The following is a 24,394-nucleotide window of genomic DNA, read 5'->3' as shown; positions in this document are numbered from 1 at the left end:
TGCCTCCGTCCCCTTCGAGCGTCGACGCGCGACGTCCGCTGCCGGTGTTCGGCAATGCCGAACACTACCGGTCCATGCCGACCTCTCGCTAATGGTCGGTCATGATCGGTCGGGTCACCCCGCGCCGACCGTCGCCCCCCGGCCATCTTCGTCCGCCCCGTGGACGCCCCCGACGCGAGGGGGCGGTCCCGGATACCCTGACGGCGTGCGCCCTGCCGGGGAAGCTCGAACAGGTGACTTTTCCGGGCAGCCGCAAAGCCGACAGCCGTCGCACCTGAGGGAGCCCTTTTCATGGCCTCGTTGCCGCTGACCCCTTCCACCGACAGCCGGACCCGTGTGTCCGCGCTCCGAGAGGCGCTCGCCACCCGTGTGGTGGTCGCCGACGGGGCCATGGGCACCATGCTGCAGGCACAGGACCCGACTCTCGAGGACTTCCAGGACCTCGAGGGCTGCAACGAGATCCTGAACGTGACCCGGCCGGACATCGTCCGTTCGGTCCACTCCGAGTACTTCGGCGCGGGCGTCGACTGCGTCGAGACCAACACGTTCGGCGCCAACCTCACCGCTTTGGGCGAGTACGACATCCCCGAGCGCGTTCTGGAGCTGTCCGAGGCGGGCGCCCGCATCGCCCGCGAGACGGCGGACGAGTTCACCGGCCGCGACGGCCGGCCCCGTTGGGTCCTCGGATCCATGGGGCCGGGCACCAAGCTGCCCACCCTCGGCCACACCACCTTCGGCGCCATCCGCGACGCCTACCAGCAGAACGCGGAGGGCCTGCTCGCGGGCGGCGCGGACGCCCTGCTGGTGGAGACGACCCAGGACCTGCTGCAGACCAAGGCCTCCGTCGTCGCCGCCCGCCGGGCCATGGAGGCCGTCGGCCTCGAGGTACCGCTGATCGTGTCGGTGACGGTGGAGACGACCGGCACCATGCTGCTCGGGTCGGAGATCGGCGCGGCGCTGACCGCGCTGGAGCCGCTGGGCATCGACATGGTCGGCCTGAACTGCGCGACCGGTCCCGCCGAGATGAGCGAGCACCTGCGCTACCTGGCGCGCCACTCCCGCGTCCCGCTGTCGTGCATGCCGAACGCGGGCCTGCCGGAGCTGACCAAGGACGGCGCCCACTACCCGCTGACCGCGCCCGAGCTGGCGGACGCGCAGGAGACGTTCGTACGGGAGTACGGGCTGTCACTGGTGGGCGGCTGCTGCGGTACGACTCCGGAGCATCTGCGCCGGCTGGTGGAGCGGGTGCGGGACATGGCGCCGACGCAGCGGCGGCCGCAGCCCGAGCCGGGGGCGGCGTCGCTGTACCAGAGCGTGCCGTTCCGGCAGGACACCTCGTACCTGGCGATCGGTGAGCGGACGAACGCCAACGGGTCGAAGAAGTTCCGTGAGGCCATGCTGGAGGGCCGCTGGGACGACTGCGTGGAGATGGCGCGGGAGCAGATCCGCGAGGGCGCGCACATGCTGGACCTGTGTGTGGACTACGTCGGCCGGGACGGCGTGGCCGACATGCGGGAGCTGGCGGGCCGTTTCGCGACCGCCTCCACGCTGCCGCTCGTGCTGGACTCCACCGAGGTGGACGTGCTCCGGGCCGGGCTGGAGAAGCTCGGCGGCCGCGCGGTGATCAACTCGGTGAACTACGAGGACGGCGACGGCCCCGAGTCCCGGTTCGCGCGGGTGACGGAGCTGGCGCGGGAGCACGGTGCGGCGCTGATCGCGCTGACCATCGACGAGGAGGGCCAGGCCCGGACGGCGGAGAAGAAGGTCGAGATCGCCGAGCGGCTGATCGACGATCTGACGGGGAACTGGGGGATCCGCGAGGAGGACATCCTCGTCGACTGTCTGACCTTCACGATCTGCACGGGTCAGGAGGAGTCCCGCAAGGACGGCGTCGCCACCCTCGACGGCATCCGGGAGCTGAAGCGCCGCCACCCGGACGTGCAGACCACCCTGGGCCTGTCGAACATCTCCTTCGGCCTGAACCCGGCCGCCCGCATCCTGCTGAACTCGGTCTTCCTGGACGAGTGCGTGAAGGCGGGCCTGGACTCGGCGATCGTGCACGCGAGCAAGATCCTGCCGATCGCCCGGTTCAGCGAGGAGGAGGTGCAGACTGCCCTCGACCTGATCTACGACCGGCGTGCGGAGGGTTACGACCCGCTGCAGAAGCTCATGCAGCTGTTCGAGGGCGCCACCGCCAAGTCGCTGAAGGCGGGCAAGGCGGAGGAGCTGGCCGCGCTGCCGCTGGACGAGCGCCTCAAGCGCCGCATCATCGACGGTGAGCGCAACGGCCTGGAGGCCGACCTGGACGAGGCGCTGACCGAGCGCCCGGCACTGGACATCGTCAACGACACCCTGCTGGACGGCATGAAGGTGGTCGGCGAGCTGTTCGGCTCGGGGCAGATGCAGCTGCCGTTCGTGCTGCAGTCGGCCGAGGTGATGAAGACCGCGGTGGCCCATCTCGAGCCGCACATGGAGAAGACCGACGAGGCGGGCAAGGGCACGATCGTGCTGGCCACGGTGCGCGGCGACGTCCACGACATCGGCAAGAACCTCGTCGACATCATCCTGTCGAACAACGGCTACAACGTGATCAACCTGGGCATCAAGCAGCCGGTCTCCGCGATCCTGGAGGCCGCCGACGAGCACAAGGCCGACGTGATCGGCATGTCAGGTCTGCTGGTGAAGTCCACGGTGATCATGAAGGAGAACCTGGAGGAGCTCAACCAGCGCGGTCTGGCCGCCGACTACCCGGTCATCCTCGGCGGCGCCGCCCTCACCCGCGCCTACGTCGAACAGGACCTGCACGAGATCTACCAGGGCGAGGTCCGCTACGCCCGCGACGCCTTCGAGGGCCTGCGCCTGATGGACGCCCTGATCGGCATCAAGCGCGGCGTCCCCGGTGCCACACTCCCCGAGCTGAAGCAGCGCCGGGTCCGCGCGGCCACCGTGGAGATCGAGGAGCGCCCCGAGGAGGGCAGCGTCCGCTCCGACGTCGCCGTGGACAACCCTGTCCCCGAGCCGCCGTTCCGGGGCACCCGTGTGATCAAGGGCATCCAGCTCAAGGAGTACGCCGGCTGGCTCGACGAGGGCGCGCTGTTCAAGGGCCAGTGGGGCCTGAAGCAGGCCCGCACCGGAGACGGCCCCACCTACGAGGAGCTGGTGGAGACCGAGGGCCGGCCGCGGCTGCGCGGCCTGCTGGACCGGCTTCAGACGGACAACCTGCTGGAGGCGGCCGTGGTCTACGGCTACTTCCCGTGCGTCTCCAAGGACGACGACCTGATCATCCTGGACGAGCAGGGCAACGAGCGCACCCGGTTCACCTTCCCGCGCCAGCGCCGGGGCCGCAGGCTCTGCCTGGCGGACTTCTTCCGCCCGGAGGAGTCCGGCGAGACCGACGTCGTCGGCCTCCAGGTGGTCACCGTCGGCTCCCGCATCGGCGAGGAGACCGCCCGGATGTTCGAGGCGAACGCCTACCGTGACTACCTGGAGCTGCACGGTCTGTCCGTGCAGCTGGCCGAGGCGCTCGCCGAGTACTGGCACGCCCGGGTGCGTTCCGAGCTCGGCTTCGCGGGCGAGGACCCGGCCGTGATGGAGGACATGTTCGCCCTGAAGTACCGCGGTGCGCGCTTCTCCCTCGGCTACGGCGCCTGCCCGGACCTGGAGGACCGCGCGAAGATCGCCGACCTGCTCCAGCCGGAGCGCATCGGCGTGCGGCTCTCCGAGGAGTTCCAACTGCACCCCGAGCAGTCCACCGACGCCATCGTGATCCACCACCCCGAGGCGAAGTACTTCAACGCCCGCTGACCGGCCCCCGCCGGCGCCCCAGCGGTCACACCAGGCATTTCCGACGCGCACGACGTACACTGGTCGGTCCACCGCAGGCCGGTTCCCTTCGTGGGGACCGGCCTGATCGTCCCTCAAGGAGGTATGTGGATGACCAGTACGGTCCCCGCGCTCGGAACACTCACGACCGAAGGCTCGGCACTCCAGGCGGTGCTCCTCGACATGGACGGCACCCTGGTGGACACCGAGGGCTTCTGGTGGGACGTCGAGGTGGAGGTCTTCGCCTCCCTCGGTCACACCCTCGACGAGGCCTGGCGGCACGTCGTGGTCGGCGGTCCCATGACCCGCAGCGCGGGCTTTCTCATCGAGGCGACCGGTGCCGACATCAAGCTCGACGAGCTCACGGTGCTGCTCAACGACGGCTTCGAGAGCCGTATCGACCACGCCCTGCCGCTGATGCCGGGCGCCGCGCGGCTGCTCGCCGAGCTGGCCGAGCACGAGATCCCGACGGCGCTCGTCTCCGCCTCGCACCGGCGCATCATCGACCGGGTGCTGCCCGTCCTGGGCGGTGAGTACTTCGCCCTGTCCGTCGCCGGCGACGAGGTGCCGCGCACCAAGCCGCACCCCGACCCCTACCTCGCGGCCGCCGCCGGACTGGGCGCCGACCCGGTGCGGTGCGCCGTGATCGAGGACACGGTCACCGGTGTCACCTCCGCCGAGGCCGCCGGGTGCCAGGTCGTCGCGGTGCCGTCGGTGGGTCCCATCACCCCGGCCGACCGGCGCGCGGTGGTCCCCTCGCTCGACGCCGTGGATCTGGCCTTCCTGCGCGGACTGATGACGGATCTGCGCTAGCCGTCCACCTGGCGTGCCAAAGGCGCCGGGACCGGCATGCGCGGCGTCCCGTCCCCGGGGCCGTACGCCCGAGCCGCACGCATGCGTTCCGGTCGCCGGCGGTCGTCGGCGAGGAGCGCCGAGCCTCTTTTCACATGTGATCTTCACCACAAGTACCCGCATTGGCAACGATGTCCGGGTGTGCATCCCACCCGATTTCGGAGATCACCGGCGGGACACTGTGTCCCGATTGGTGGGAAGCTGCACCAATCCTTCCCCGGTCATCCCTGTCGGTCCGTTCACACCTGGTTCCCCTGCGTGATGAGCACCCAACTCCGGGCGCCGCGAACCCTCCAGCGGGCGCGGACTAATGTCGTCGCGACAAGCTCACCCCTCCCTGCGATCCGCTGCGTCACCCCCCTGCATGCCGGATCACTCGGAGTCGACACGTCCTGGAGAAACTCGAGCATGAACCGCAAGACTTTGGTGCTGGCGGCCGCGATGGGCCTGCTCGCGCCGGTGCTCGCCGCCTGTGGTGACACGGAGAGCGGCAGCGGCGACGGCGACGCGATCGTCGTGGGCACCACGGACCGGTTCACCGCCTCCGAGGAAGAGGGCCTCGCGCCCCTCGACCCCGCCTGGGCCTACGACGTCGGCACCTGGAACATTCTGCGGCAGACCGTGCAGACGCTCATGGTGCAGCCCCGCGGCGACGGCGAGCCGGTGCCCGAGGCCGCCGAGTCCTGCGGCTTCACGGACGCCGGCAACGAGCGGTACAGCTGCACCCTGCGCGACGGGCTGAAGTTCTCCAACGGCGACCCGATCACCGCGCAGGACGTGAAGTACTCGATCGACCGCGCCATCGCCCTCGAGGGCGACAGCGGTGTCTTCGCGCTGCTGTCCACCGTCGACACCGTCGAGACGCAGGGCGACCGCGAGGTGATCTTCCACCTCAAGGCGGCCGACGCCACCTTCCCGTACAAGCTGTCCACCCCGGTCGCGGGCATCGTCAACCAGGACGACTACGCCAAGGACAAGCTGCGCGAGGGCTTCGACGTGGACGGCTCCGGCCCGTACACGATGAAGAGCGACGTCAAGGACGGCGTCCTGGTCAAGGCCACCTTCACCAAGAACCCCTCGTACAAGGGCGTGCTCGAGGTGAAGAACGACAAGGTCGAGCTCACGGCCTTCGACAGCGCCGAGTCCATGGGCGACGCGCTGGAGAAGGGCGACATCGACGTCGCCAGCCGCAGCATGTCGCCGCAGCAGATCCAGGACCTGTCCACCGCCTCCGGCGGCGAGGTCGAGCTGGTGGAGTCCCCGGGTCTGGAGATCCGCTACCTGGCCTTCAACACCAAGGCCGACACGGTGAAGGACAAGGCCGTCCGCCAGGCCATGGCCCAGGTGATCAACCGCGACGAGCTCGTCGCCAAGGTCTACGGCAGCCAGGCCGAGCCGCTGTTCTCCCTGGTGCCCGCCGGCGTCACCGGTCACTCCAACGCGTTCTTCAACACCTACGGCGACCCGGACGTGTCCAAGGCCCGCGAGCTGCTCAAGGACGCCGACATCGACACCCCGGTGAAGCTCACGCTGCATTACACGACCGACCACTACGGTCCGGCCACCAAGGCCGAGTTCGAGCAGCTCAGCAAGCAGCTCAACGACAGCGGCCTGTTCCAGACGGACACCCAGGGCGCCACCTGGGACAAGTTCCGCCCGGCCGGCCAGAAGGGCAAGTACGACGTCTACGGCATGGGCTGGTTCCCGGACTACCCGGACGCCGACGCCTTCGTCGCGCCCTTCCTCGACGAGGACAACTTCCTCAACTCGCCCTACGTGAACACCGAGGTCCGCAACGACCTGATCCCCGAGTCGCGCCGCCAGGCCGACCGGCTCGCGGCCTCGAACGCCTTCACGGACATCCAGAACATCGTCGCCGACGAGGTCCCGTTCCTGCCGCTGTGGCAGGGCAAGCAGTACCTCGCCGCCCGTGACGACATCACCGGTACGGCGTACGCGCTCAACTCCTCCTCGACGCTCCAGCTGTGGGAGCTCGGACGCGGAGTCAGCGGCTGACCTACCTGTAGGCCGGGATCCGGGTGCCCTGTTCCGGACCCAAGGAACGACAAGGCATCGCTCGTGAACCTGCGCAACCCGTGGCCGGTCCTGCCCCTCATGGCAGGGCTGGCCTCCGGCCTGCTCACCGGCTGCGGCTCCGACGACGGGGACGCGGGCTCGAACGGCAACAAGATCGTGGTCGGCATGTCCGACGACGTCCTCGCCACCGACCCGGCCTCGGGTTACGACCCCGGGTCCTGGCTGCTGTTCAACAACGTCTTCCAGTCGCTCCTGGGCTTCCCCAAGGGCGGCACCGAACCGCAGCCGGACGCCGCCGAGAGCTGCGAGTTCACCGACACCTCCACCAAGGTCTACCGCTGCACGCTGCGCGACGGACTGAAGTTCAGCAACGGCGACGCGCTCACCGCGGACGACGTGAAGTTCTCCTTCGACCGCACGCTGAAGATCGACGACCCCGACGGTCCCGCGGTCATGTTCTCCACCCTGGAGAAGGTCGACACCCCGGACGAGAAGACGGTCGTCTTCACGCTCAACACGGCCGACGCCACCTTCCCCAGCAAGATCGCCTCCGGCGCCGGCGCCATCGTCAACCACCGCGAGTACGACGCGAACGGTCTGCGCGAGGACGGCAAGGCGGTCGGCTCCGGCCCGTACAAGCTGGACTCGTTCGACGACAACAAGGCCGTGTTCTCCGTCAACGAGCACTACAGCGGCTCCGCCGAGACCAGGAACTCCGGCGTCACCCTGTCGTTCTTCCACGGCGACCAGAACGGGCTGAAGAAGGCACTGGAGAAGGGCGACGTCGACATCGCCTACCGCGGTCTCACCGCCCAGGCCATCAACGACATCGAGGAGGCCGACCGCGGCGACGGCGGCATCGAGGTCGTCGAGGGCAGCAGCGCCGAGGTGCAGCACCTGGTCTTCAACATGGACGACCCCGTAGCCGGCCGGCTCGGGGTCCGCAAGGCCATCGCCCACCTGCTGGACCGCGACGCCCTGATGCACGACGTCCACCGCAACACGGCCACCCCGCTGTACTCGATCGTCCCGGCCGGCGTCGCCGGTCACAACACGGCCTTCTTCGACATCTACGGCGCCCGCCCGTCCAGGTCCAAGGCCGAGGCGGCGCTGCGGGAGGAGGGCATCACCGACAAGGTGAAGCTGACCCTCTGGTCCACCCCGGCCCGCTACGGCCCGGCCACCGACCAGGAGCTCGCGGCGATCGCCAAGCAGCTCAACGCCAGCGGGCTGTTCGACGCCGACGTCAAGTCCGTCGAGTTCGCCCAGTACGAGAAGGACATCGCGGCCGGCAAGTACGGGGTCTACGTCAAGGGCTGGGTGCCCGACTACCCGGACGCCGACAACTTCACCGGCCCCTTCTTCGGCAAGGGCAACGTCCTGGACAACAACTACGACCCCGGCGCCATCACCAAGACGCTCCTGCCGCGCACCGCCGCCGAGAGCGACCGCAGCTCCACCGACAAGGAGTTCGAGCGGATCCAGAACCAGGTCGCCGAGGACATCCCCCTCCTGCCGGTCTGGCAGGGCAAGCAGTACGCCGTCGTACAGGACCGCGTCTACGGCCTGGAGTACTGCCTCGACGCCTCGACCGTCTTCCGGTTCTGGGAGATCAGCAAGGGCTGACCCGTTCCGTGCGTGACGTGGGGGCGCCCTCCCGGCCGGGAGGGCGCCCCCACGTCACGCACGGCGCCCCGCGCTACTGGGCGCCGGGACGCACCAGCCCGCTCTCGTACGCGTACACCGCGGCCTGCACCCGGTCGCGCAGGCCCAGCTTGGTCAGCACATGACCGACGTGCGTCTTCACGGTGGTCTCGCTGACGAACAGGTCGGCGGCGATCTCCGCGTTGGACAGCCCCCGCGCCACCAGCTTCAGCACCTCGACCTCGCGGTCGGTCAGCGTGTGCAGGGTGTCCGGCACCGGCTCCTCGCCGGACGGCAGATGCGTGGCGTACTTGTCCAGCAGCCGGCGCGTGATGCTCGGCGCGAGCATCGCCTCACCGGCGGCCACCACACGGATCGCCTGCACCAGCTCGTTGGCCGGGGCGTCCTTGAGCAGGAAGCCGCTCGCCCCCGCCTTCAGCGCCTCCACCACGTACTCGTCGAGGTCGAACGTCGTCAGCACCAGCACCTTCGCCGGCCCGTTCCGCTCCGGGCCGGTGATCTGGCGGGTGGCCTCCACCCCGTCCATCCGCGGCATACGGATGTCCATCAGCACCACGTCGGGCTGGAGCGCCCGTACCTGGTCCAGGGCCTGAAGGCCGTCACCGGCCTCGCCGACGACCGCGAGGTCCTGCTCGGCCTCCAGAATCATCCGGAAGCCGGTGCGCAGCAGCGGCTGGTCGTCGACCAGTAGGACGCGGATGGCCACGTAAGTCTCCTTCGCTAGTCCGGCCCCATTCTGCCCTGCTCGGCCCCGCCGGACTCCGGCGCCCTCAGGGGCAGCGGATAGGGCGGGGGAGTACCACCGAACTCGGGGCAGTGCTCCTGGTGGTCGCACCAGCCGCACAGCTTCGTCGGCCGCGGCCGCCAGTCCCCGGTCTCGGTCGCCAGCCGGATCGCCTCCCACAGCGCCAGCAGCTTGCGCTCGACCCGCTCCAGGTCGGCGAGCACCGGGTCGTAGGTCAGCACGTCACCGCTGCCCAGGTACACCAGCTGAAGCCGGCGTGGGATCACCTTCTTCAGCCGCCACACCACGAGGGCGTAGAACTTCATCTGGAACAGCGCGCCCTCGGCGTACTCCGGGCGGGGCGCCTTTCCGGTCTTGTAGTCGACGATCCGCACCTCGCCGGTGGGTGCCACGTCCACCCGGTCGATGATGCCGCGCAGCCGCAGCCCGGACTCCAGCTCCGCCTCCACGAACAGCTCCCGCTCGGCGGGCTCCAGCCGGCTCGGGTCCTCCAGCGTGAACCACCGCTCGACCAGCGACTCCGCCTGGGTCAGCCAGCGGGCCAGGCGCTCGCCCTCGGGATCGTCCGCGAAGAGCTCCGCGACGTCGGGTCTGCTTTCGCGCAGCCGGTCCCACTGGCCGGGGATCAGCGACTTCGCCCGCGGCACGGTGCGGTCGGCGGCCGGGGCGTCGAACAGCCGCTCCAGCACCGCGTGCACCAGTGTGCCCCTGGTCGCCGCCTCGCTCGGCTTCTCCGGCAGCCGGTCGATCACCCGGAACCGGTACAGCAGCGGGCACTGCATGAAGTCACTCGCACGGGAGGGCGACAGCGAGGCGGGCGGCGCCGCGGGGGTCCCGGTCACCACGACCGTGTCCGCCGGCGCCTCCGGCGCGGCCGGGCTGCTGTCGGGCCGCGTCGGGCCCTCGGTGCTCGTCTCCATGACCACAGACCTTACGGCCCGGCACCGACAACGCGGCGTGACCGGAGGGAGAGAAGGGGAAGGAGGGGGTAGAGAGAGGGGTGCCGGGGCGAAACGGGCGGCGGACGCCGCATACCATCGACCCAGGACCCTCCCGTCCGGCAGGCGCGGGAGACGCAGCGAACGAGGGGACACCGGTGGACGTAAGCGGCGGGCGCGGACGGCCGCGGCCCGGCAACGACGAGTCGGCCGAGCAGACCGGGCCCGACGCCCCGGCCACCGGCGACACCCACGCCACCGGCGAGCCCCCCGCGACCCCGGCCGCCCCGGAGCCCGACCCGACGCACACCGCCGGCCCCGGCGCCCCCGGGCCCGCGGCCGAGGACGGCGACACCCCAGCGTCCGGCCCCACGGCCGAGGACCCCCGCGGCACCACGAGCGGGCCCGCGCACGACACCACCGGTACCGGTCCCGCCGCACCGGACGAGCGTGCCGAGCCGCACCAGGAGTCCCCGGCGGACCGTCCGTCCGCCGCCCCCGACGCCCGGGCCCCGGGGTCCGCCGGCGACCGCAGCGGACAGCTGCCGGAGCACGCCGACCGGCCGTTCGCCCACTCCGGCGCCAAGGGACCCGCGCCGCAGCGCCCCGAGGAGAGGCGGCGGGGCGGCCTGCTGATGGGCCGGCCCTTCGGCGTCCCTGTGTACGTGGCGCCCAGCTGGTTCCTGGTGGCGATCCTCATCACCTGGGTGTTCGGCGGCCAGATCGACCGTGTCCTGCCCGAGCTGGGCGCGGCCAGCTACCTCGTCTCCCTCTTCTTCGCGGTGGCCTTCTACGCCTCCGTGCTGGTGCACGAGCTCGCCCACACCGTCGCGGCCCTCCGCTTCAAGCTCCCGGTGCGCCGCATCCAGCTGCAGTTCTTCGGCGGCGTCTCCGAGATCGAGAAGGAGGCCGAGACCCCCGGCAGAGAGTTCGTGCTGGCCTTCGTCGGCCCACTGCTCTCCCTGGTGCTCTCCGGCCTCTTCTACCTCGCCCTGCAGGCCGTGGACCCGAGCAGCGTCCCCGGCGTCCTGCTGGCCGGCCTGATGGTGTCCAACCTCATCGTGGCCGTCTTCAACCTGCTGCCCGGCCTGCCGCTGGACGGCGGCCGGATGCTCCGCGCGGTCGTCTGGGCGATCACCGGCAAGCCCATGACCGGCACCGTCGCCGCCGCCTGGGTGGGACGCGCCCTCGCCGTCTGCGTGCTGATCGGACTGCCGCTGCTCACCATCACCCAGTCCGGGGCGCTCGGCTCCGACGCCGTGGACAACGTCGGCATGGACACCGTCCTGGACGCCCTGCTCGCGGCCATCCTCGCCGCGATCATCTGGACCGGTGCCGGGAACAGCCTGCGCATGGCCCGCCTGCGCGAGCACCTGCCCGAGCTGCGCGCCCGCACCCTCACCCGCCGCGCGGTCCCCGTGGAGACGGACACGCCCCTCTCCGAGGCACTGCGCCGGGCCAACGCCGCGGGCGCCCGCGCCCTGGTCGTCGTCGACACCGACGGCGTACCGCTCTCCCTGGTCCGCGAGGCCGCGATCGTCGGCGTACCGGAACACCGCAGGCCCTGGGTGCCGGTCGGCGGACTCGCCCAGGACCTCACCGACGGCATGCGCGTCTCCGCGGAACTGGCCGGCGAGGACCTGCTGGACGCCCTGCGCGCGACGCCCGCCACCGAGTACCTCGTCGTCGAGGGCACCGGCGAGATCTACGGCGTGCTGTCCGCCGCGGACGTGGAGCGGGCCTTCGTCAAGGCCATGGCCCGCCCCTCCTAGCGAGCACCCCGGGGCACCGGCCGTGGTCGGCGGGCCCTTCGCGGACCGGTAGGCTGGTCACATGTCCGAACCGACCGGTGCCGCCCGCAGGCGCGGGCCCTTCAAGGTCGGGGACCAGGTTCAGCTGACCGACCCCAAGGGCCGCCACTACACGTTCACGCTCGAGGCCGGGAAGAATTTCCACACCCACAAGGGTTCCTTCCCCCACGACGAACTGATCGGTGCTCCCGAGGGCAGCGTTGTCCGCACCACCGGGAACGTCGCCTACCTCGCGCTGCGCCCCCTGCTCCCCGACTACGTCCTGTCCATGCCCCGCGGGGCAGCCGTCGTCTACCCGAAGGACGCGGGGCAGATCCTCGCCTTCGCCGACATCTTCCCCGGCGCACGCGTCGTGGAGGCCGGCGTGGGCTCCGGCTCGCTCAGCAGCTTCCTGCTGCGCGCCATCGGCGACCAGGGCATGCTGCACTCCTACGAGCGCCGCGAGGACTTCGCCGACATCGCCCGGCAGAACGTGGAGCGCTACTTCGGCGGCCCGCACCCCGCCTGGCAGCTCACCGTCGGTGACCTCCAGGACAACCTGTCCGACGCCGACGTCGACCGCGTCATCCTCGACATGCTCGCCCCCTGGGAGTGCCTGGACGCCGTCTCCAAGGCGCTGGTGCCCGGCGGCATCCTGTGCTGCTACGTCGCCACCACCACCCAGCTCGCCCGGACCGTCGAGTCCATCCGGGAGATCGGCTGCTTCAACGAGCCGACCGCCTGGGAGACGATGATCCGCAACTGGCACATCGAGGGCCTGGCCGTCCGCCCCGACCACCGGATGATCGGCCACACCGGCTTCCTGCTCACCGCCCGCCGGCTCGCCGACGGTGTCGAGCCGCCCATGCGCCGGCGCCGCCCGGCCAAGGGCGCCTACGGCGAGGACTACGCCGGCCCCAACGCCGACGGAGGCGCCGGCCGCTGACGCGGTCCGTACCTCACCAACGCTCCGGCGCCGTGGCGCAGTTCCCGGACGACACCGGGAACTGCGCCACGGCGCTTTCACGTTGACGCACGGTCGCGGCCGCCCCCGAAGGCGGCGCGTCGCGGATGCTTTGCGCGGCCGGTGCGGACCCCGCCGTTCCCTCCGTCCTGTGACGTGTGGCACGATGCTGGCCACCCCCACCGGCACAGCCCTCACAGGAGACACTCCTCGTGCAGTCTTCCGCCGTACCGGAGCTCGCCCACACGCACGCCCGGCCGATCCACTGGATGGCCACCGCCACGGCCGTCGCCGGTGTCGTGGCGCTCTCCTCCGTCCTGCAGCCCGATCCCGCGACCGCCGCCGCACCGGGTGCCCCGCACACGAAGAACGCCCCGGCGCAGACGCTGCCGCCCGACCCGGCCGACGTCGAGTTCCCGCTCGACTGCGGCCCCGTCAAGGTGGTGGTGAAGAAGCAGGCGTCCGGCGACCTCGACGGCGACGGCCGCCCCGAGACGGTCGCGGCGGTCCACTGCGACGCCCCGATGGGCACCCCGCCCGACGGCGTGTACGTCCTCACCCAGGCGGCCGACGGCACGCGGCCGCGCGTGGTGGCCACCCTCGTCGACCCCAAGGACCGCAGCAACGTCGAGGACTTCACCGTGCGCGCCGGAGACGTCGTCGCCACGCTGCTGGGCTACTCGTCCACCGACGTGCCCCGTTGCTGCCCCGACGTCCGCGAGAGCGTGAAGTGGCGCTGGGAGAACGGCGCTTTCGTACGCTCCGCGCCGTCCGACGCCCGGAGCGTGTGACCCGCACGCGGGCGCGCGCGGCGGGCGTACGCCTGGACGCGTGAGGAAATCAGTCACCTGTGACGCGTCGTGCGACGGCGGTCACCCGGCGTCCGGTCCGTACACCTCGACGCTGTCCGAAACCCGGCGGACGTGGATGCACTCACCCGGGCACTCCTTCGCGGAGTCGATGACGTCCGTGAGGAGCGGCAGCGGGACGGGCGTTGTCGCGCCCTTGTCCTGCAGCAGCTCGTCCTCGCCGCTCTTCACGTAGGCGAGACCGTCGATGTCCAGCTCGAACACCTCGGGCGCGTACTGGGCGCAGATGCCGTCGCCGGTACACAGATCCTGGTCGATCCAGACTTCCAGGTCCTCGCCCGCGACTGCGGCCTGCTGCTGCACGATCGTCTCTCCTGCCCTTTTGCTGCGCCGAGCCGTACGGGAATCCGGCCAGCTCTGACGGGTGTTGAACACTTCGACCCTACCGCCGCCAGGGTTCCGATCATCTTCGATGGGTATTCCCCTGGCGTGAGGGAGAGCGCAAGGGTGAAGATCGGACACACCCCGACCGTCTTTGTGATCTAGGGGTTTCAATCGACACCCGCCCAGGTAGGGTCTGGAAGCGTCCAGCTCCCCTTGGAGGAGGTGAGGACCGTGGCAGCCCACGACGACGACATGAACCGCGGCATCCGCCCGGGAAGCGGGTCCGAGGACCCGGCCGGGCAGATCGCCTACCTTGAGCAGGAGATCGCCGTCCTGCGACGCAAGCTCGCCGACTCTCCGCGGCACACGAGAATTCTCGAAGAGCGGATCGTCGAGCTGCAGACCAATCTGGCCGGCGTGTCCGCCCAGAACGAACGACTCGCAGGCACGCTCCGTGAGGCCCGCGACCAGATCGTGGCCCTCAAGGAGGAGGTCGACCGGCTCGCTCAGCCCCCGGCAGGCTTCGGTGTCTTCCTCACGGCGAACGAGGACGGCACGGCCGACATCTTCACCGGCGGCCGCAAGCTGCGGGTGAACGTCAGCCCGAGCGTCGAGCTCGAAGAGCTCCGGCGCGGCCAGGAAGTGATGCTCAACGAAGCGCTCAACGTGGTCGAGGCCATGGAATTCGAGCGTGTGGGCGAGATCGTCACCCTCAAGGAGATCCTCGAGGACGGCGAGCGCGCCCTGGTGCTGGGGCACACCGACGAGGAGCGGGTGGTGCGGCTCGCCGAGCCGTTGATGGACGTCACCATCCGTCCCGGTGACGCCCTGCTGCTGGAGCCCCGCTCCGGTTACGTCTACGAGGTGGTCCCGAAGAGCGAGGTCGAGGAACTCGTCCTCGAGGAAGTCCCCGACATCGGCTACGAGCAGATCGGCGGCCTCGGCGGCCAGATCGAGGCCATCCGCGACGCGGTCGAGCTCCCGTACCTCTACCCGGACCTGTTCAAGGAGCACGAGCTGCGGCCGCCGAAGGGCGTCCTGCTGTACGGACCCCCTGGATGCGGCAAGACGCTGATCGCCAAGGCCGTGGCGAACTCGCTGGCCAAGAAGGTCGCGGAGGTCACCGGTGTCGCCGCCGGCAAGAGCTTCTTCCTCAACATCAAGGGCCCCGAGCTGCTGAACAAGTACGTCGGCGAGACCGAGCGGCAGATCCGCCTGGTCTTCCAGCGTGCGCGCGAGAAGGCCAGCGAGGGCACCCCCGTCATCGTCTTCTTCGACGAGATGGAGTCCCTCTTCCGCACCCGTGGCTCCGGTGTCAGCTCGGACGTGGAGAACACCATCGTCCCGCAGCTGCTCGCCGAGATCGACGGTGTGGAGGGCCTGCAGAACGTGGTCGTGATCGGTGCCTCCAACCGTGAGGACATGATCGACCCCGCCATCCTGCGCCCCGGCCGGCTGGACGTGAAGATCAAGATCGAGCGTCCGGACGCCGAGGCGGCCAAGGACATCTTCGGCAAGTACCTCACCGAGCGCCTCCCGCTGCACGGCGACGACCTCACCGAGCACGGCGGCGACAGGTCCATGACGGTCCAGAGCATGATCCAGACCGCCGTGGAACAGATGTACGCGGAATCCGAGGAGAACCGCTTCCTGGAAGTCACCTACGCCAATGGCGACAAGGAAGTCCTGTACTTCAAGGACTTCAATTCCGGCGCCATGATCGAGAACATCGTGGGCCGCGCCAAGAAGATGGCGATCAAGGACTTCCTGGAGAAGAACCAGAAGGGCCTTCGCGTCTCCCACCTCCTCCAGGCCTGCGTGGACGAGTTCAAGGAGAACGAGGACCTGCCCAACACCACCAACCCGGACGACTGGGCCCGGATCTCCGGAAAGAAGGGCGAGCGGATTGTTTACATCCGCACCCTCATCACCGGAAAGCAGGGCGCGGACACCGGACGCTCCATCGACACGGTGGCGAACACCGGTCAGTACCTGTAAAAGCAAGGGCGGCTGCGGGTGCCCACGTCGGGTACCCGCAGCCGACTGCTTTTCGGGCCACGGCTGGAGCACAGCAATGACGCAAATGATCTCCCCACCAGGGCGAAGGCGTTCTAGGCTCGTCCGTACCGCCGAGTCGCGCAGTGCGGGGACGGGCACCGCACACGCACCGGAGCGCCAGCGGTACAGCAGCGCCCCCGACCGGGGACGCCGCCGGGCAAGGAGGGCCGCATGACCGTACGGCGAGTAATGGGCATCGAGACGGAGTACGGGATCTCCGTCCCCGGCCACCCCAACGCCAATGCCATGCTCACCTCGTCCCAGATCGTGAACGCCTACGCGGCGGCGATGCACCGGGCCCGCCGGGCCCGCTGGGACTTCGAGGAGGAGAATCCGCTGCGCGACGCGCGAGGCTTCGACCTCGCCCGGGAGACGGCCGACGCCAGCCAGCTCACCGACGAGGACATCGGCCTGGCCAACGTCATCCTCACCAACGGCGCGCGGCTCTACGTCGACCACGCCCATCCGGAGTACAGCGCCCCCGAGGTCACCAACCCGCGGGACGCGGTGCTCTGGGACAAGGCGGGCGAGCGGATCATGGCGGAGGCCGCGGAGCGGGCGGCGCAGCTTCCCGGCGCCCAGCCCATCCACCTGTACAAGAACAACACCGACAACAAGGGCGCGTCCTACGGCACGCACGAGAACTACCTGATGAAGCGGGAGACCCCCTTCTCGGACATCGTGCGCCATCTGACGCCGTTCTTCGTCTCCCGGCAGGTCTTCACCGGCGCCGGCCGGGTCGGCATCGGCCAGGACGGCCACGAGCACGGCTTCCAGATCAGCCAGCGCGCGGACTACTTCGAGGTCGAGGTGGGCCTCGAGACCACGCTGAAGCGCCCGATCATCAACACGCGCGACGAGCCGCACGCGGACGCCGAGAAGTACCGGCGCCTGCACGTGATCATCGGCGACGCCAACCTCTCCGAGATCTCGACCTATCTGAAGCTCGGCACGACCGCGCTGGTGCTGTCGATGATCGAGGACGGGTTCATCGCGGTGGACCTGGCGGTGGACCAGCCGGTGCGGACGCTGCACCAGGTGTCGCACGATCCCTCGCTGAAGCACCTGGTCACGCTGCGCAGCGGCCGGACGCTGACCGCGGTGCAGCTCCAGATGGAGTACTACGAGCTGGCCCGCAAGTACGTGGAGGAACGCTTCGGGGCCGACGCGGACGAGCAGACCAGGGACGTCCTCACCCGTTGGGAGGACACGCTCACCCGGTTGGAGAACGACCCGATGAGCCTGGCCGGCGAGCTGGACTGGGTCGCCAAGCGGGAGCTCATGGAGGGCTACCGGCGCCGGGACGGCCTCGACTGGGACGCGGCCCGGCTGCACCTGGTCGACCTCCAGTACGCCGACGTGCGTCCCGACAAGGGCCTCTACAACCGTCTGGTGGCCCGGGGACGGATGAAGCGGCTGCTGGACGAGACCGAGGTCGAGCGGGCCCGCACGGCGCCTCCGGAGGACACCCGGGCGTACTTCCGCGGGCGGTGCCTGGAGCAGTACGCGGACGACGTGGCGGCGGCGTCCTGGGACTCGGTGATCTTCGATCTGCCGGGCCGGGACTCGCTGCAGCGGGTGCCAACCCTGGAACCGCTACGCGGAACGCGTAATCACGTCAAGGCACTCCTGGACCGCTGCCGGACGGCGGAAGACCTGGTCAGGGTGTTGTCCGGCGGCTGACCGGGTGAGCCGCCGTCGCGCGGGGTACCTGCGGGTATCCGGGACGGACCGGCCGGACAGGGTGGAAAACCGCCCGTCCGGGAATCATCGAGGTGGTCCCCGTACGTTGGAGCAACTGCGGGGGCATTGTCGGACCCGGCTTGTAGGGTCTGATCTTGACCAGCAACTGTGTCGGGCGAACCGAGCGGGGTGAGGGTGATGGCGACCAAGGACACCGGCGGCGGACAGCAGAAGGCCACGCGGTCCACCGAGGAGGTCGAGGAGCAGGCGGCGGAGACCGAGGCTTCGGAGGACCTCAAGGAGCGTCACGAGAAGCTGAGCGACGACGTGGACGACGTCCTGGACGAGATCGACGACGTGCTCGAGGCCAATGCCGAGGACTTCGTGCGGTCGTTCGTGCAGAAGGGCGGCGAGTAGCCTCACCGGCTTCGCCGGTGCCGGTGCGGCAGCCGCGCGGCGAGAGACACACGGTGGACGGAGCGCTGTTCGCGGTCGGCCCGGTGGCCGGCCGCGGGCGGCGTTCGCTCGGCTCTGAGGCGTGCGGCCCGGTCGCTCCAGAAGCTGTTGTCGTGAATGTGGATCATTGCTGTGGGGCGGGTAGGGTCCGTGGCGTAATGTGCTTCAACTGCAATTCGGCCATCGGCAAGTTGGGAGATGATCCCGACGCTGTTCGTCGGGCAGCTGCCTACCTGGAAGGAACTTCGTGGAAGCCAACACTTCTGGCACCGGGCGTCTGCCGGCTGCCTTTCTGACGCCGGGCTCCTCCTCCTTCATGGACTTCCTCTCCGATCACCAGCCGGAGCTGCTGCCCGGCAGGAGGACGTTGCCGCCCGTGCAGGGCGTGATCGAGGCGCCGCACGGCACGACCATCGTCGCCGTCAGCTTCCCGGGCGGTGTCGTCCTCGCGGGCGACCGCCGGGCCACCATGGGGAACGTCATCGCGCAGCGGGACATCGAGAAGGTGTTCCCGGCCGACGAGTACTCGGCGGTCGGCATCGCCGGTACGGCCGGTCTGGCCGTCGAGATGGTCAAGCTGTTCCAGCTGGAGCTCGAGCACTTCGAGAAGGTCGAGGGCGCGCAGCTGTCGCTGGAGGGCAAGGCGAACCGGCTGTCGACGATGATCCGCTCGAACCTGGGCATGGCCATGCAGGGGCTGGCCGTGGTCCCGCTCTTCGCCGGGTACGACGTGGACCGGGAGAAGGGGCGGATCTTCTCCTACGACGTCACGGGCGGGCGGTCCGAGGAGCACGGGTACGCCGCGACCGGCAGCGGATCCATCTTCGCGCGCGGTGCGATGAAGAAGCTGTTCCGGGACGACCTGAGCGAGGCCGAAGCCACCACGCTGGTGGTCCAGGCGCTGTACGACGCGGCAGACGACGACTCGGCGACCGGCGGTCCCGATGTCGCCCGCCGGATCTATCCGATCGTCACCGTGATCACCGAGGACGGTTACCGCCGGCTCACCGAGGACGAGGCGTCGGACATCGCCCGGTCCGTGCTGGAGCGGCGGCTGGAGCAGCCGGACGGGCCGCGGGCCTCGCTGCTGTAGTTCAGGGGCCTGTAGTTCAGGGTGATCCAGTGACTTCTACAGAAAGGGACGGGTAACCGGTGTCGACGCCGTTCTATGTCTCACCTCAGCAGGCGATGGCCGACCGGGCGGAGTACGCCCGCAAGGGCATTGCCCGTGGCCGCAGCCTGGTCGTGCTGCAGTACGCCGACGGGATCGTGTTCGTCGGTGAGAACCCGTCCCGTGCGCTGCACAAGTTCAGCGAGATCTACGACCGGATCGGGTTCGCCGCGGCGGGCAAGTACAACGAGTACGAGAACCTGCGGATCGGTGGTGTGCGGTACGCGGATCTGCGCGGGTACACCTACGACCGTGACGATGTGACGGCCCGGGGTCTGGCGAACGTGTACGCCCAGACGCTGGGCACGATCTTCTCCAGCGTGGGGGAGAAGCCGTACGAGGTGGAGCTGGTGGTGGCCGAGGTCGGGGAGACCGCGGAGGGCGACCAGATCTACCGGCTGCCGCACGACGGGTCGATCGTCGACGAGCACGGCTCGGTGGCGGTGGGGGGTAACGCGGAGCAGATCAGCGGGTACCTCGACCAGCGGCACCGGGACGGGATGACCCTGGCGGAGGCGTTGAAGCTGGCGGTGCAGTCGTTGTCCCGGGACACCAACGGCAGTGAGCGGGAGATTCCCGCGGAGCGGCTGGAGGTGGCGGTGCTGGATCGGACGCGGCCGCAGAAGCGGAAGTTCAAGCGGATCGAGGGGCGGCAGTTGGTGCGGCTGCTGGAGGCGGCCGGTGGCGCGGAGACGCCTCCGTCCGAGGACTCCGGCGGGGACGTGGAGTAACCCGCACGGTTGTGGTGGGGCGCGGCGCCGTGGGGGTTGAGGTTTGATGCCTGCGGCGCAGGGTTGCGGTGGGGGGCGGGCGTAGCGCCCACGGCGGGCGTGGTGGTGCGGGGTCGGGGTGGGGCGGTCGTCCTCGGTCTGGCGCGACGAAGCACGTTGATGGGTGAACGGCGCTGACGCGCCAGCCGCTGCGGGCGCCCACCCCCACCCCGCCGTACGCGGCCACTCCAACGCCGTGGCGAGCCATCGCCCTCCGCCGCTCGCGGCGCGCCTGCCGCCAGCCGCGTGCGGCCATGCCCGCCCACTGCGGGCAGTCGTGCCGCTGGGGCGATGGGGGTCCCCCCGCTCGAGCGGAGCCGAGAGTGAGGGAGGGTGGGCGAGGCGGCACCCTGTCAGCGCCAGGTGCGTGAACACCCCCCGGCCCGCCCCCACGCCCCGTGGTCACGGGACCCGGGTCGTCGAACCCCGGACCTCCAGGTGGACCGGGATGTCCGTTGCGGAGGGCTGCTCGCCGTTCAGGACGGCCAGCAGCGCCTGCATGCCCCGCTCCCCGAACAGCTCGGCGTCCAGGCGGACCGTCGTGAGTTCCGGATCGATCGCCGTGGCGAGCGCCAGGTCGTCCATCCCCGTGACCGAGAGGTCCGCCGGGACGCGCAGTCCCAGCCGGCGGGCGGCCTTGTACAGGCCGGCCGCCAGCTGGTCGTCGTCGCAGATGACCGCCGTCACCCGGTCCCCGGAGGTCAGTGCGGCCTCCGCCGCCTCCTCCGCCCCCTTGATGGAGATCGGCGAGCGCGCCGTGCGCAGAGACGTGCCCGGCACGCGGCGGAGCCGCGCCTCCAGTTCCCGTGTGCGCACCTCGAAGGTCCAGGACGGTACGTCCGCGCCGAGGTGCAGGAAGTGGCGGTGACCGAGCCCGAGAAGGTGCTCGGCCACCTGACGGACCCCGTCGGCGATGTCCAGGTTCACCGTGGCCCCGCCCACCGCGGGGTCGCTGTCCAGCATGACCAGGGGCAACTGGTCGCCCCGGATCGCGGTCAGGGCCTCCGCGGCCATGGAGGAGGCGATGACGCCGTCCAGCGCCGCCTGGGCGGACGCGAACGGGTCACGGGCCGGGCCGATGCCCTCGGGGGAGGGGTAGAGCACGACGCCGAAGCCGTGGCGGGAGGCGACGCGCGCCGCGCCGGTGTAGACGCCCGCGAAGAACTCCGTGGTCAGGGCGGGGACGACCAGCAGCACCGTGCGCGTGCGGCCCAGCCGCAGATTGCGGGCCGCGAGGTTGGGGCGGTAACCGAGCGTGCGGGCGGCCTCGCGGACGCGTTCCGCCGTGGTCTCGGAGACCCGGCCGCGCCACTTGTCGCCCAGGACCAGCGAGACCGCGGCCTGGGAGACGCCTGCGGCCCGGGCGACGTCCCGGCTCGTGGGGCGGGTGCTGGCTCTGGGCACCGTCGCTCCTTCGTCTGGACTGGTGAACAGCGGTCATGGTACGTATGGAGGGCTTAGTTATACGTAAAACTTCCCTGGGAGGAGCCGGCGTGGCGACGGGATACCTGGAGATCCTCCGGGCACGGCACGCCACCCGGCTGCTCGTGGGCACGCTCGTGGGGCGGCTGCCGAACGCGACCGCCGCCATCGCCGTGGTGCTGTTCGTGCGTGCGGAGGGCGGGACGTACAGCCTGGCCGGCGCGCTCGCCGCCGTGTACGGCGTGGCCAACGCCGTGGGGCAGCCGGTGCTCGGGCGGCTGGTCGACCTGAAGGGGCAGCCCCGGGTGCAGTTGCCGGCCGCGCTGCTGTCCGCGGCGGCCATGGCCGTGTTCGCCTTCGTGGGGACCGGGTCGCTGGTCGTGGCGTACGGCGCAGTCGCCCTGGCGGGACTGTTCACTCCGCCGCTGGAGGGCGGGCTGCGAGCGCTGTGGTCCACCGTGCTCCCCAAGGAGGAGCACGTGCACCGGGCGTACGCGATGGATGCCGTGGCCCAGGAGGTGATGTTCACCGTCGGGCCGCTGCTCGTGACGGTGTGCACCTCCCTGTGGTCGGCCCAGGCCGCGTTGCTCGTCCTCAACGTCATCGGTGTGCTGGGGGCTCTGTCCGTCGTCGTCTCGCCGCCCTCGCGGGCCTGGCGGTCGGCGCCGCGTGAGGCGCACTGGCTGGGCGCGTTGCGCTCGCCGGGGCTGCTGGCGCTGCTCGGTGCCTTCCTGGCCGTGGGCATGGCCCTGGGGTCCATCACCGTGGCCGCCGTGACCTACGCGGACGAGAACGGCGGGGACGCCGTGTACGGCTGGCTGATGGCGGCGATCGGGCTGGGCGCCCTGATCGGCGGCATGGCCTACGGGGCGCGGCAGTGGGCCGGGGAGCCCGCGCGGCGTCTCCAGGTGATCGTGGCGTTGCTGGCGCTGTGCTACCTGCCGTTGATGCTGACACCGGGGCCGGTGGCCATGACGTTGCTGACCGTGGTCGCCGGTCTGTTCCTGGCCCCGGCGATCGCCTGTGCCTTCGTGCTGGTGGACCGGCACGCCCCGCGCGGCACGGTCACCGAGGCGTTCTCCTGGCTGGTGACCACGTTCACCGTCGGCGCGTCGCTCGGGACCGGTGTGACCGGCCCGGTGGTCGAGGCGGGCGGCCCCGTGTGGGGCTTCGCCGTACCGGGTGCGGCGGGCGGCGTGTCGCTGCTGGTTTTGATCGCCACAGGACGGGTATTGGCAGTTCCGGCCAAGAGGGCGGTGATCGCGGCCGGTTCGGAAAATGATCCGAACCGTGCCCCCGAACCTCGTTTCAGTTCGGGGGATCGGGCGTAATGTTCCCTCATGGACCGCCGCATTTTCGGGCTGGAGAACGAGTACGGCGTCACGTGCACGTTCAGGGGACAGCGCCGCCTGTCGCCTGACGAGGTGGCGCGGTACCTCTTCCGCCGTGTCGTGTCATGGGGCCGAAGCAGCAATGTCTTTCTGCGGAACGGCGCCCGCCTCTATCTCGACGTGGGGTCACATCCGGAATACGCAACGCCGGAATGTGACAACGTGACCGAACTGGTCACCCACGACAAGGCCGGCGAGCGCATTCTCGAAGGACTCCTGGTGGACGCCGAACGACGCCTGCACGAGGAGGGAATCGCGGGCGACGTCTACCTCTTCAAGAACAACACCGACTCGGCCGGCAACTCCTACGGGTGCCACGAGAACTATCTCGTCGCACGGCACGGGGAGTTCTCCCGGCTCGCGGACATCCTCATCCCGTTCCTGGTGACGAGGCAGTTGCTGTGCGGGGCCGGCAAGGTACTGCAGACGCCGCGCGGCGCCGTGTACTGCGTCAGCCAGCGCGCCGAGCACATCTGGGAGGGCGTCTCCTCGGCGACGACCCGCTCCCGTCCCATCATCAACACCCGCGACGAGCCGCACGCGGACGCCGAGCGTTACCGCCGGCTCCATGTCATCGTCGGCGACTCGAACATGTCCGAGACGACCATGCTGCTCAAGGTCGGCGCCACCGACCTGGTGCTGCGCATGATCGAGGCCGGCACCGTCATGCGCGACCTCACCCTGGAGAACCCGATCCGGGCGATCCGCGAGGTCAGCCACGACATCACCGGCCGCCGCAAGGTGCGCCTGGCCAGCGGCCGCGAGGCCTCCGCCCTGGAGGTGCAGCGGGAGTACTACGAGAAGGCGGTGGACTTCTGCGAGCGCCGCGGCATCCGCACCGGCACCGTGGACCAGGTGCTGGAGCTGTGGGGCCGCACGCTGGACGCGATCGAGGCCGAGGACCTCGACCGCATCGGCACCGAGATCGACTGGGTCATGAAGTACAAGCTGCTCGAGCGCTACCGCGCCAAGCACAACATGACCATGTCGCACCCGCGGGTCGCGCAGATAGACCTCGCCTACCACGACATCCACCGCCGTCGTGGCCTGTACTACCTGCTCGAGAAGAAGGGACAAGCCGCCCGGATCTGCAACGACCTGAAGATCTTCGAGGGCAAGTCCGTCCCGCCGCAGACCACTCGGGCCCGGCTGCGGGGCGACTTCATCCGGCGCGCCCAGGAGCAGCGCCGTGACTTCACCGTCGACTGGGTGCACCTCAAGCTCAACGACCAGGCGCAGCGCACCGTGTTGTGCAAGGATCCGTTCCGTTCGGTCGACGAGCGGGTGGAGAAGCTGATCGCCGGCATGTGAGAAGCACGTCTCCGCAGGAGTCGCCGAAACTCCCGGAACGTCACACGGGCGCCGTACGTTACACGTGCGGCGCCCTTCTCACGCCGTAGAGTTGCGCGCACGCCATCCACAAGATCGATGATTACG

The 24,394-nt window shown here is 70.1% G+C and carries 18 protein-coding genes and 1 pseudogene; 15 read left to right on the top strand and 4 right to left on the bottom strand.

The features are described from left to right. The first annotated feature begins 291 nt into the window (after nucleotides 1–291). The 4 genes from metH (at nucleotide 292) to B100_RS0114600 (ending at nucleotide 8,337) form a co-directional block, all read left to right on the top strand. Complete coding sequence (gene metH, locus B100_RS0114615) at nucleotides 292–3,804, top strand: methionine synthase (protein WP_024885190.1); 3,513 nt, start codon at nucleotides 292–294, stop codon at nucleotides 3,802–3,804. A gap of 129 nt (nucleotides 3,805–3,933) precedes the next feature. Beyond that, nucleotides 3,934–4,635 (top strand): HAD family hydrolase, encoded by a 702-nt coding sequence (locus B100_RS0114610; RefSeq protein ID WP_024885189.1) that lies wholly within the window; start codon nucleotides 3,934–3,936, stop codon nucleotides 4,633–4,635. Between the two features lie 447 nt (nucleotides 4,636–5,082). Then, a complete protein-coding gene (locus tag B100_RS0114605) occupies nucleotides 5,083–6,690 on the top strand; it encodes an ABC transporter substrate-binding protein (RefSeq protein ID WP_024885188.1) in 1,608 nt (535 codons plus the stop codon). A 63-nt stretch (nucleotides 6,691–6,753) separates the two neighbouring features. Beyond that, nucleotides 6,754–8,337: an ABC transporter substrate-binding protein gene (locus B100_RS0114600; RefSeq protein WP_024885187.1), complete on the top strand. Its 1,584-nt coding sequence runs from the start codon at nucleotides 6,754–6,756 to the stop codon at nucleotides 8,335–8,337. A 73-nt stretch (nucleotides 8,338–8,410) separates the two neighbouring features. On the opposite strand, the gene B100_RS0114595 is transcribed toward B100_RS0114600, so the two are convergent. After that, entirely contained in the window at nucleotides 8,411–9,082 is a 672-nt protein-coding gene (locus B100_RS0114595) for a response regulator (RefSeq protein ID WP_024885186.1), read from the bottom strand. Between the two features lie 14 nt (nucleotides 9,083–9,096). Beyond that, entirely contained in the window at nucleotides 9,097–10,041 is a 945-nt protein-coding gene (locus B100_RS0114590; protein ID WP_024885185.1) for a RecB family exonuclease, read from the bottom strand. Between the two features lie 176 nt (nucleotides 10,042–10,217). On the opposite strand from B100_RS0114590, the gene B100_RS0114585 reads away from it, so the two are divergent. The 3 genes from B100_RS0114585 (at nucleotide 10,218) to B100_RS0114575 (ending at nucleotide 13,604) form a co-directional block, all read left to right on the top strand. Further along, the gene (locus tag B100_RS0114585) at nucleotides 10,218–11,831 is read left to right on the top strand and encodes a site-2 protease family protein (RefSeq protein WP_024885184.1); all 1,614 of its coding nucleotides are present in this window, start codon (nucleotides 10,218–10,220) and stop codon (nucleotides 11,829–11,831) included. 61 nt (nucleotides 11,832–11,892) lie between these two features. Next, nucleotides 11,893–12,795 (top strand): tRNA (adenine-N1)-methyltransferase, encoded by a 903-nt coding sequence (locus B100_RS0114580; RefSeq protein ID WP_024885183.1) that lies wholly within the window; start codon nucleotides 11,893–11,895, stop codon nucleotides 12,793–12,795. A 230-nt stretch (nucleotides 12,796–13,025) separates the two neighbouring features. Beyond that, nucleotides 13,026–13,604 (top strand): hypothetical protein, encoded by a 579-nt coding sequence (locus B100_RS0114575; protein WP_024885182.1) that lies wholly within the window; start codon nucleotides 13,026–13,028, stop codon nucleotides 13,602–13,604. 81 nt (nucleotides 13,605–13,685) lie between these two features. Here the strand turns inward: B100_RS0114575 and B100_RS0114570 are convergent, their stop codons facing one another. Beyond that, nucleotides 13,686–13,985, bottom strand: coding sequence for a ferredoxin (locus B100_RS0114570; RefSeq protein ID WP_024885181.1), 300 nt, complete (start codon nucleotides 13,983–13,985; stop codon nucleotides 13,686–13,688). Nucleotides 13,986–14,237: 252 nt separating this feature from the next. Here B100_RS0114570 and arc point away from each other — a divergent pair, with 252 nt between their 5' ends. From arc to prcA, 6 genes and pseudogenes are all read left to right on the top strand, one after another. Further along, nucleotides 14,238–16,004, top strand: coding sequence for a proteasome ATPase (gene arc, locus B100_RS0114565; protein ID WP_024885180.1), 1,767 nt, complete (start codon nucleotides 14,238–14,240; stop codon nucleotides 16,002–16,004). Nucleotides 16,005–16,235: 231 nt separating this feature from the next. After that, nucleotides 16,236–17,747: a depupylase/deamidase Dop gene (gene dop / locus B100_RS0114560; RefSeq protein ID WP_199785249.1), complete on the top strand. Its 1,512-nt coding sequence runs from the start codon at nucleotides 16,236–16,238 to the stop codon at nucleotides 17,745–17,747. 198 nt (nucleotides 17,748–17,945) lie between these two features. After that, entirely contained in the window at nucleotides 17,946–18,164 is a 219-nt protein-coding gene (locus B100_RS0114555) for a ubiquitin-like protein Pup (RefSeq protein WP_024885178.1), read from the top strand. A gap of 143 nt (nucleotides 18,165–18,307) precedes the next feature. Next, nucleotides 18,308–18,499 (top strand): annotated as a pseudogene (locus B100_RS36445) (endonuclease domain-containing protein); the annotation flags it as partial. Continuing rightward, complete coding sequence (gene prcB, locus B100_RS0114545; RefSeq protein WP_024885176.1) at nucleotides 18,451–19,296, top strand: proteasome subunit beta; 846 nt, start codon at nucleotides 18,451–18,453, stop codon at nucleotides 19,294–19,296. The pseudogene B100_RS36445 and the gene prcB, both read left to right, overlap by 49 nt. A gap of 59 nt (nucleotides 19,297–19,355) precedes the next feature. After that, nucleotides 19,356–20,105: a proteasome subunit alpha gene (gene prcA / locus B100_RS0114540; RefSeq protein ID WP_024885175.1), complete on the top strand. Its 750-nt coding sequence runs from the start codon at nucleotides 19,356–19,358 to the stop codon at nucleotides 20,103–20,105. A 441-nt stretch (nucleotides 20,106–20,546) separates the two neighbouring features. On the opposite strand, the gene B100_RS0114535 is transcribed toward prcA, so the two are convergent. After that, entirely contained in the window at nucleotides 20,547–21,548 is a 1,002-nt protein-coding gene (locus tag B100_RS0114535; RefSeq protein ID WP_024885174.1) for a LacI family DNA-binding transcriptional regulator, read from the bottom strand. A gap of 89 nt (nucleotides 21,549–21,637) precedes the next feature. On the opposite strand from B100_RS0114535, the gene B100_RS0114530 reads away from it, so the two are divergent. Together B100_RS0114530 and pafA are read left to right on the top strand one after the other, a co-directional pair. Continuing rightward, nucleotides 21,638–22,897, top strand: coding sequence for an MFS transporter (locus B100_RS0114530; RefSeq protein ID WP_024885173.1), 1,260 nt, complete (start codon nucleotides 21,638–21,640; stop codon nucleotides 22,895–22,897). A gap of 9 nt (nucleotides 22,898–22,906) precedes the next feature. Continuing rightward, the gene (gene pafA, locus B100_RS0114525) at nucleotides 22,907–24,268 is read left to right on the top strand and encodes a Pup--protein ligase (RefSeq protein WP_024885172.1); all 1,362 of its coding nucleotides are present in this window, start codon (nucleotides 22,907–22,909) and stop codon (nucleotides 24,266–24,268) included. Nucleotides 24,269–24,394: the final 126 nt, after the last annotated feature.

The organism is Streptomyces sp. CNH189, from assembly GCF_000527195.1.
Note: the sequence above shows the minus strand (reverse complement) of the source record. Positions and strands in the feature narration are given on the sequence as shown.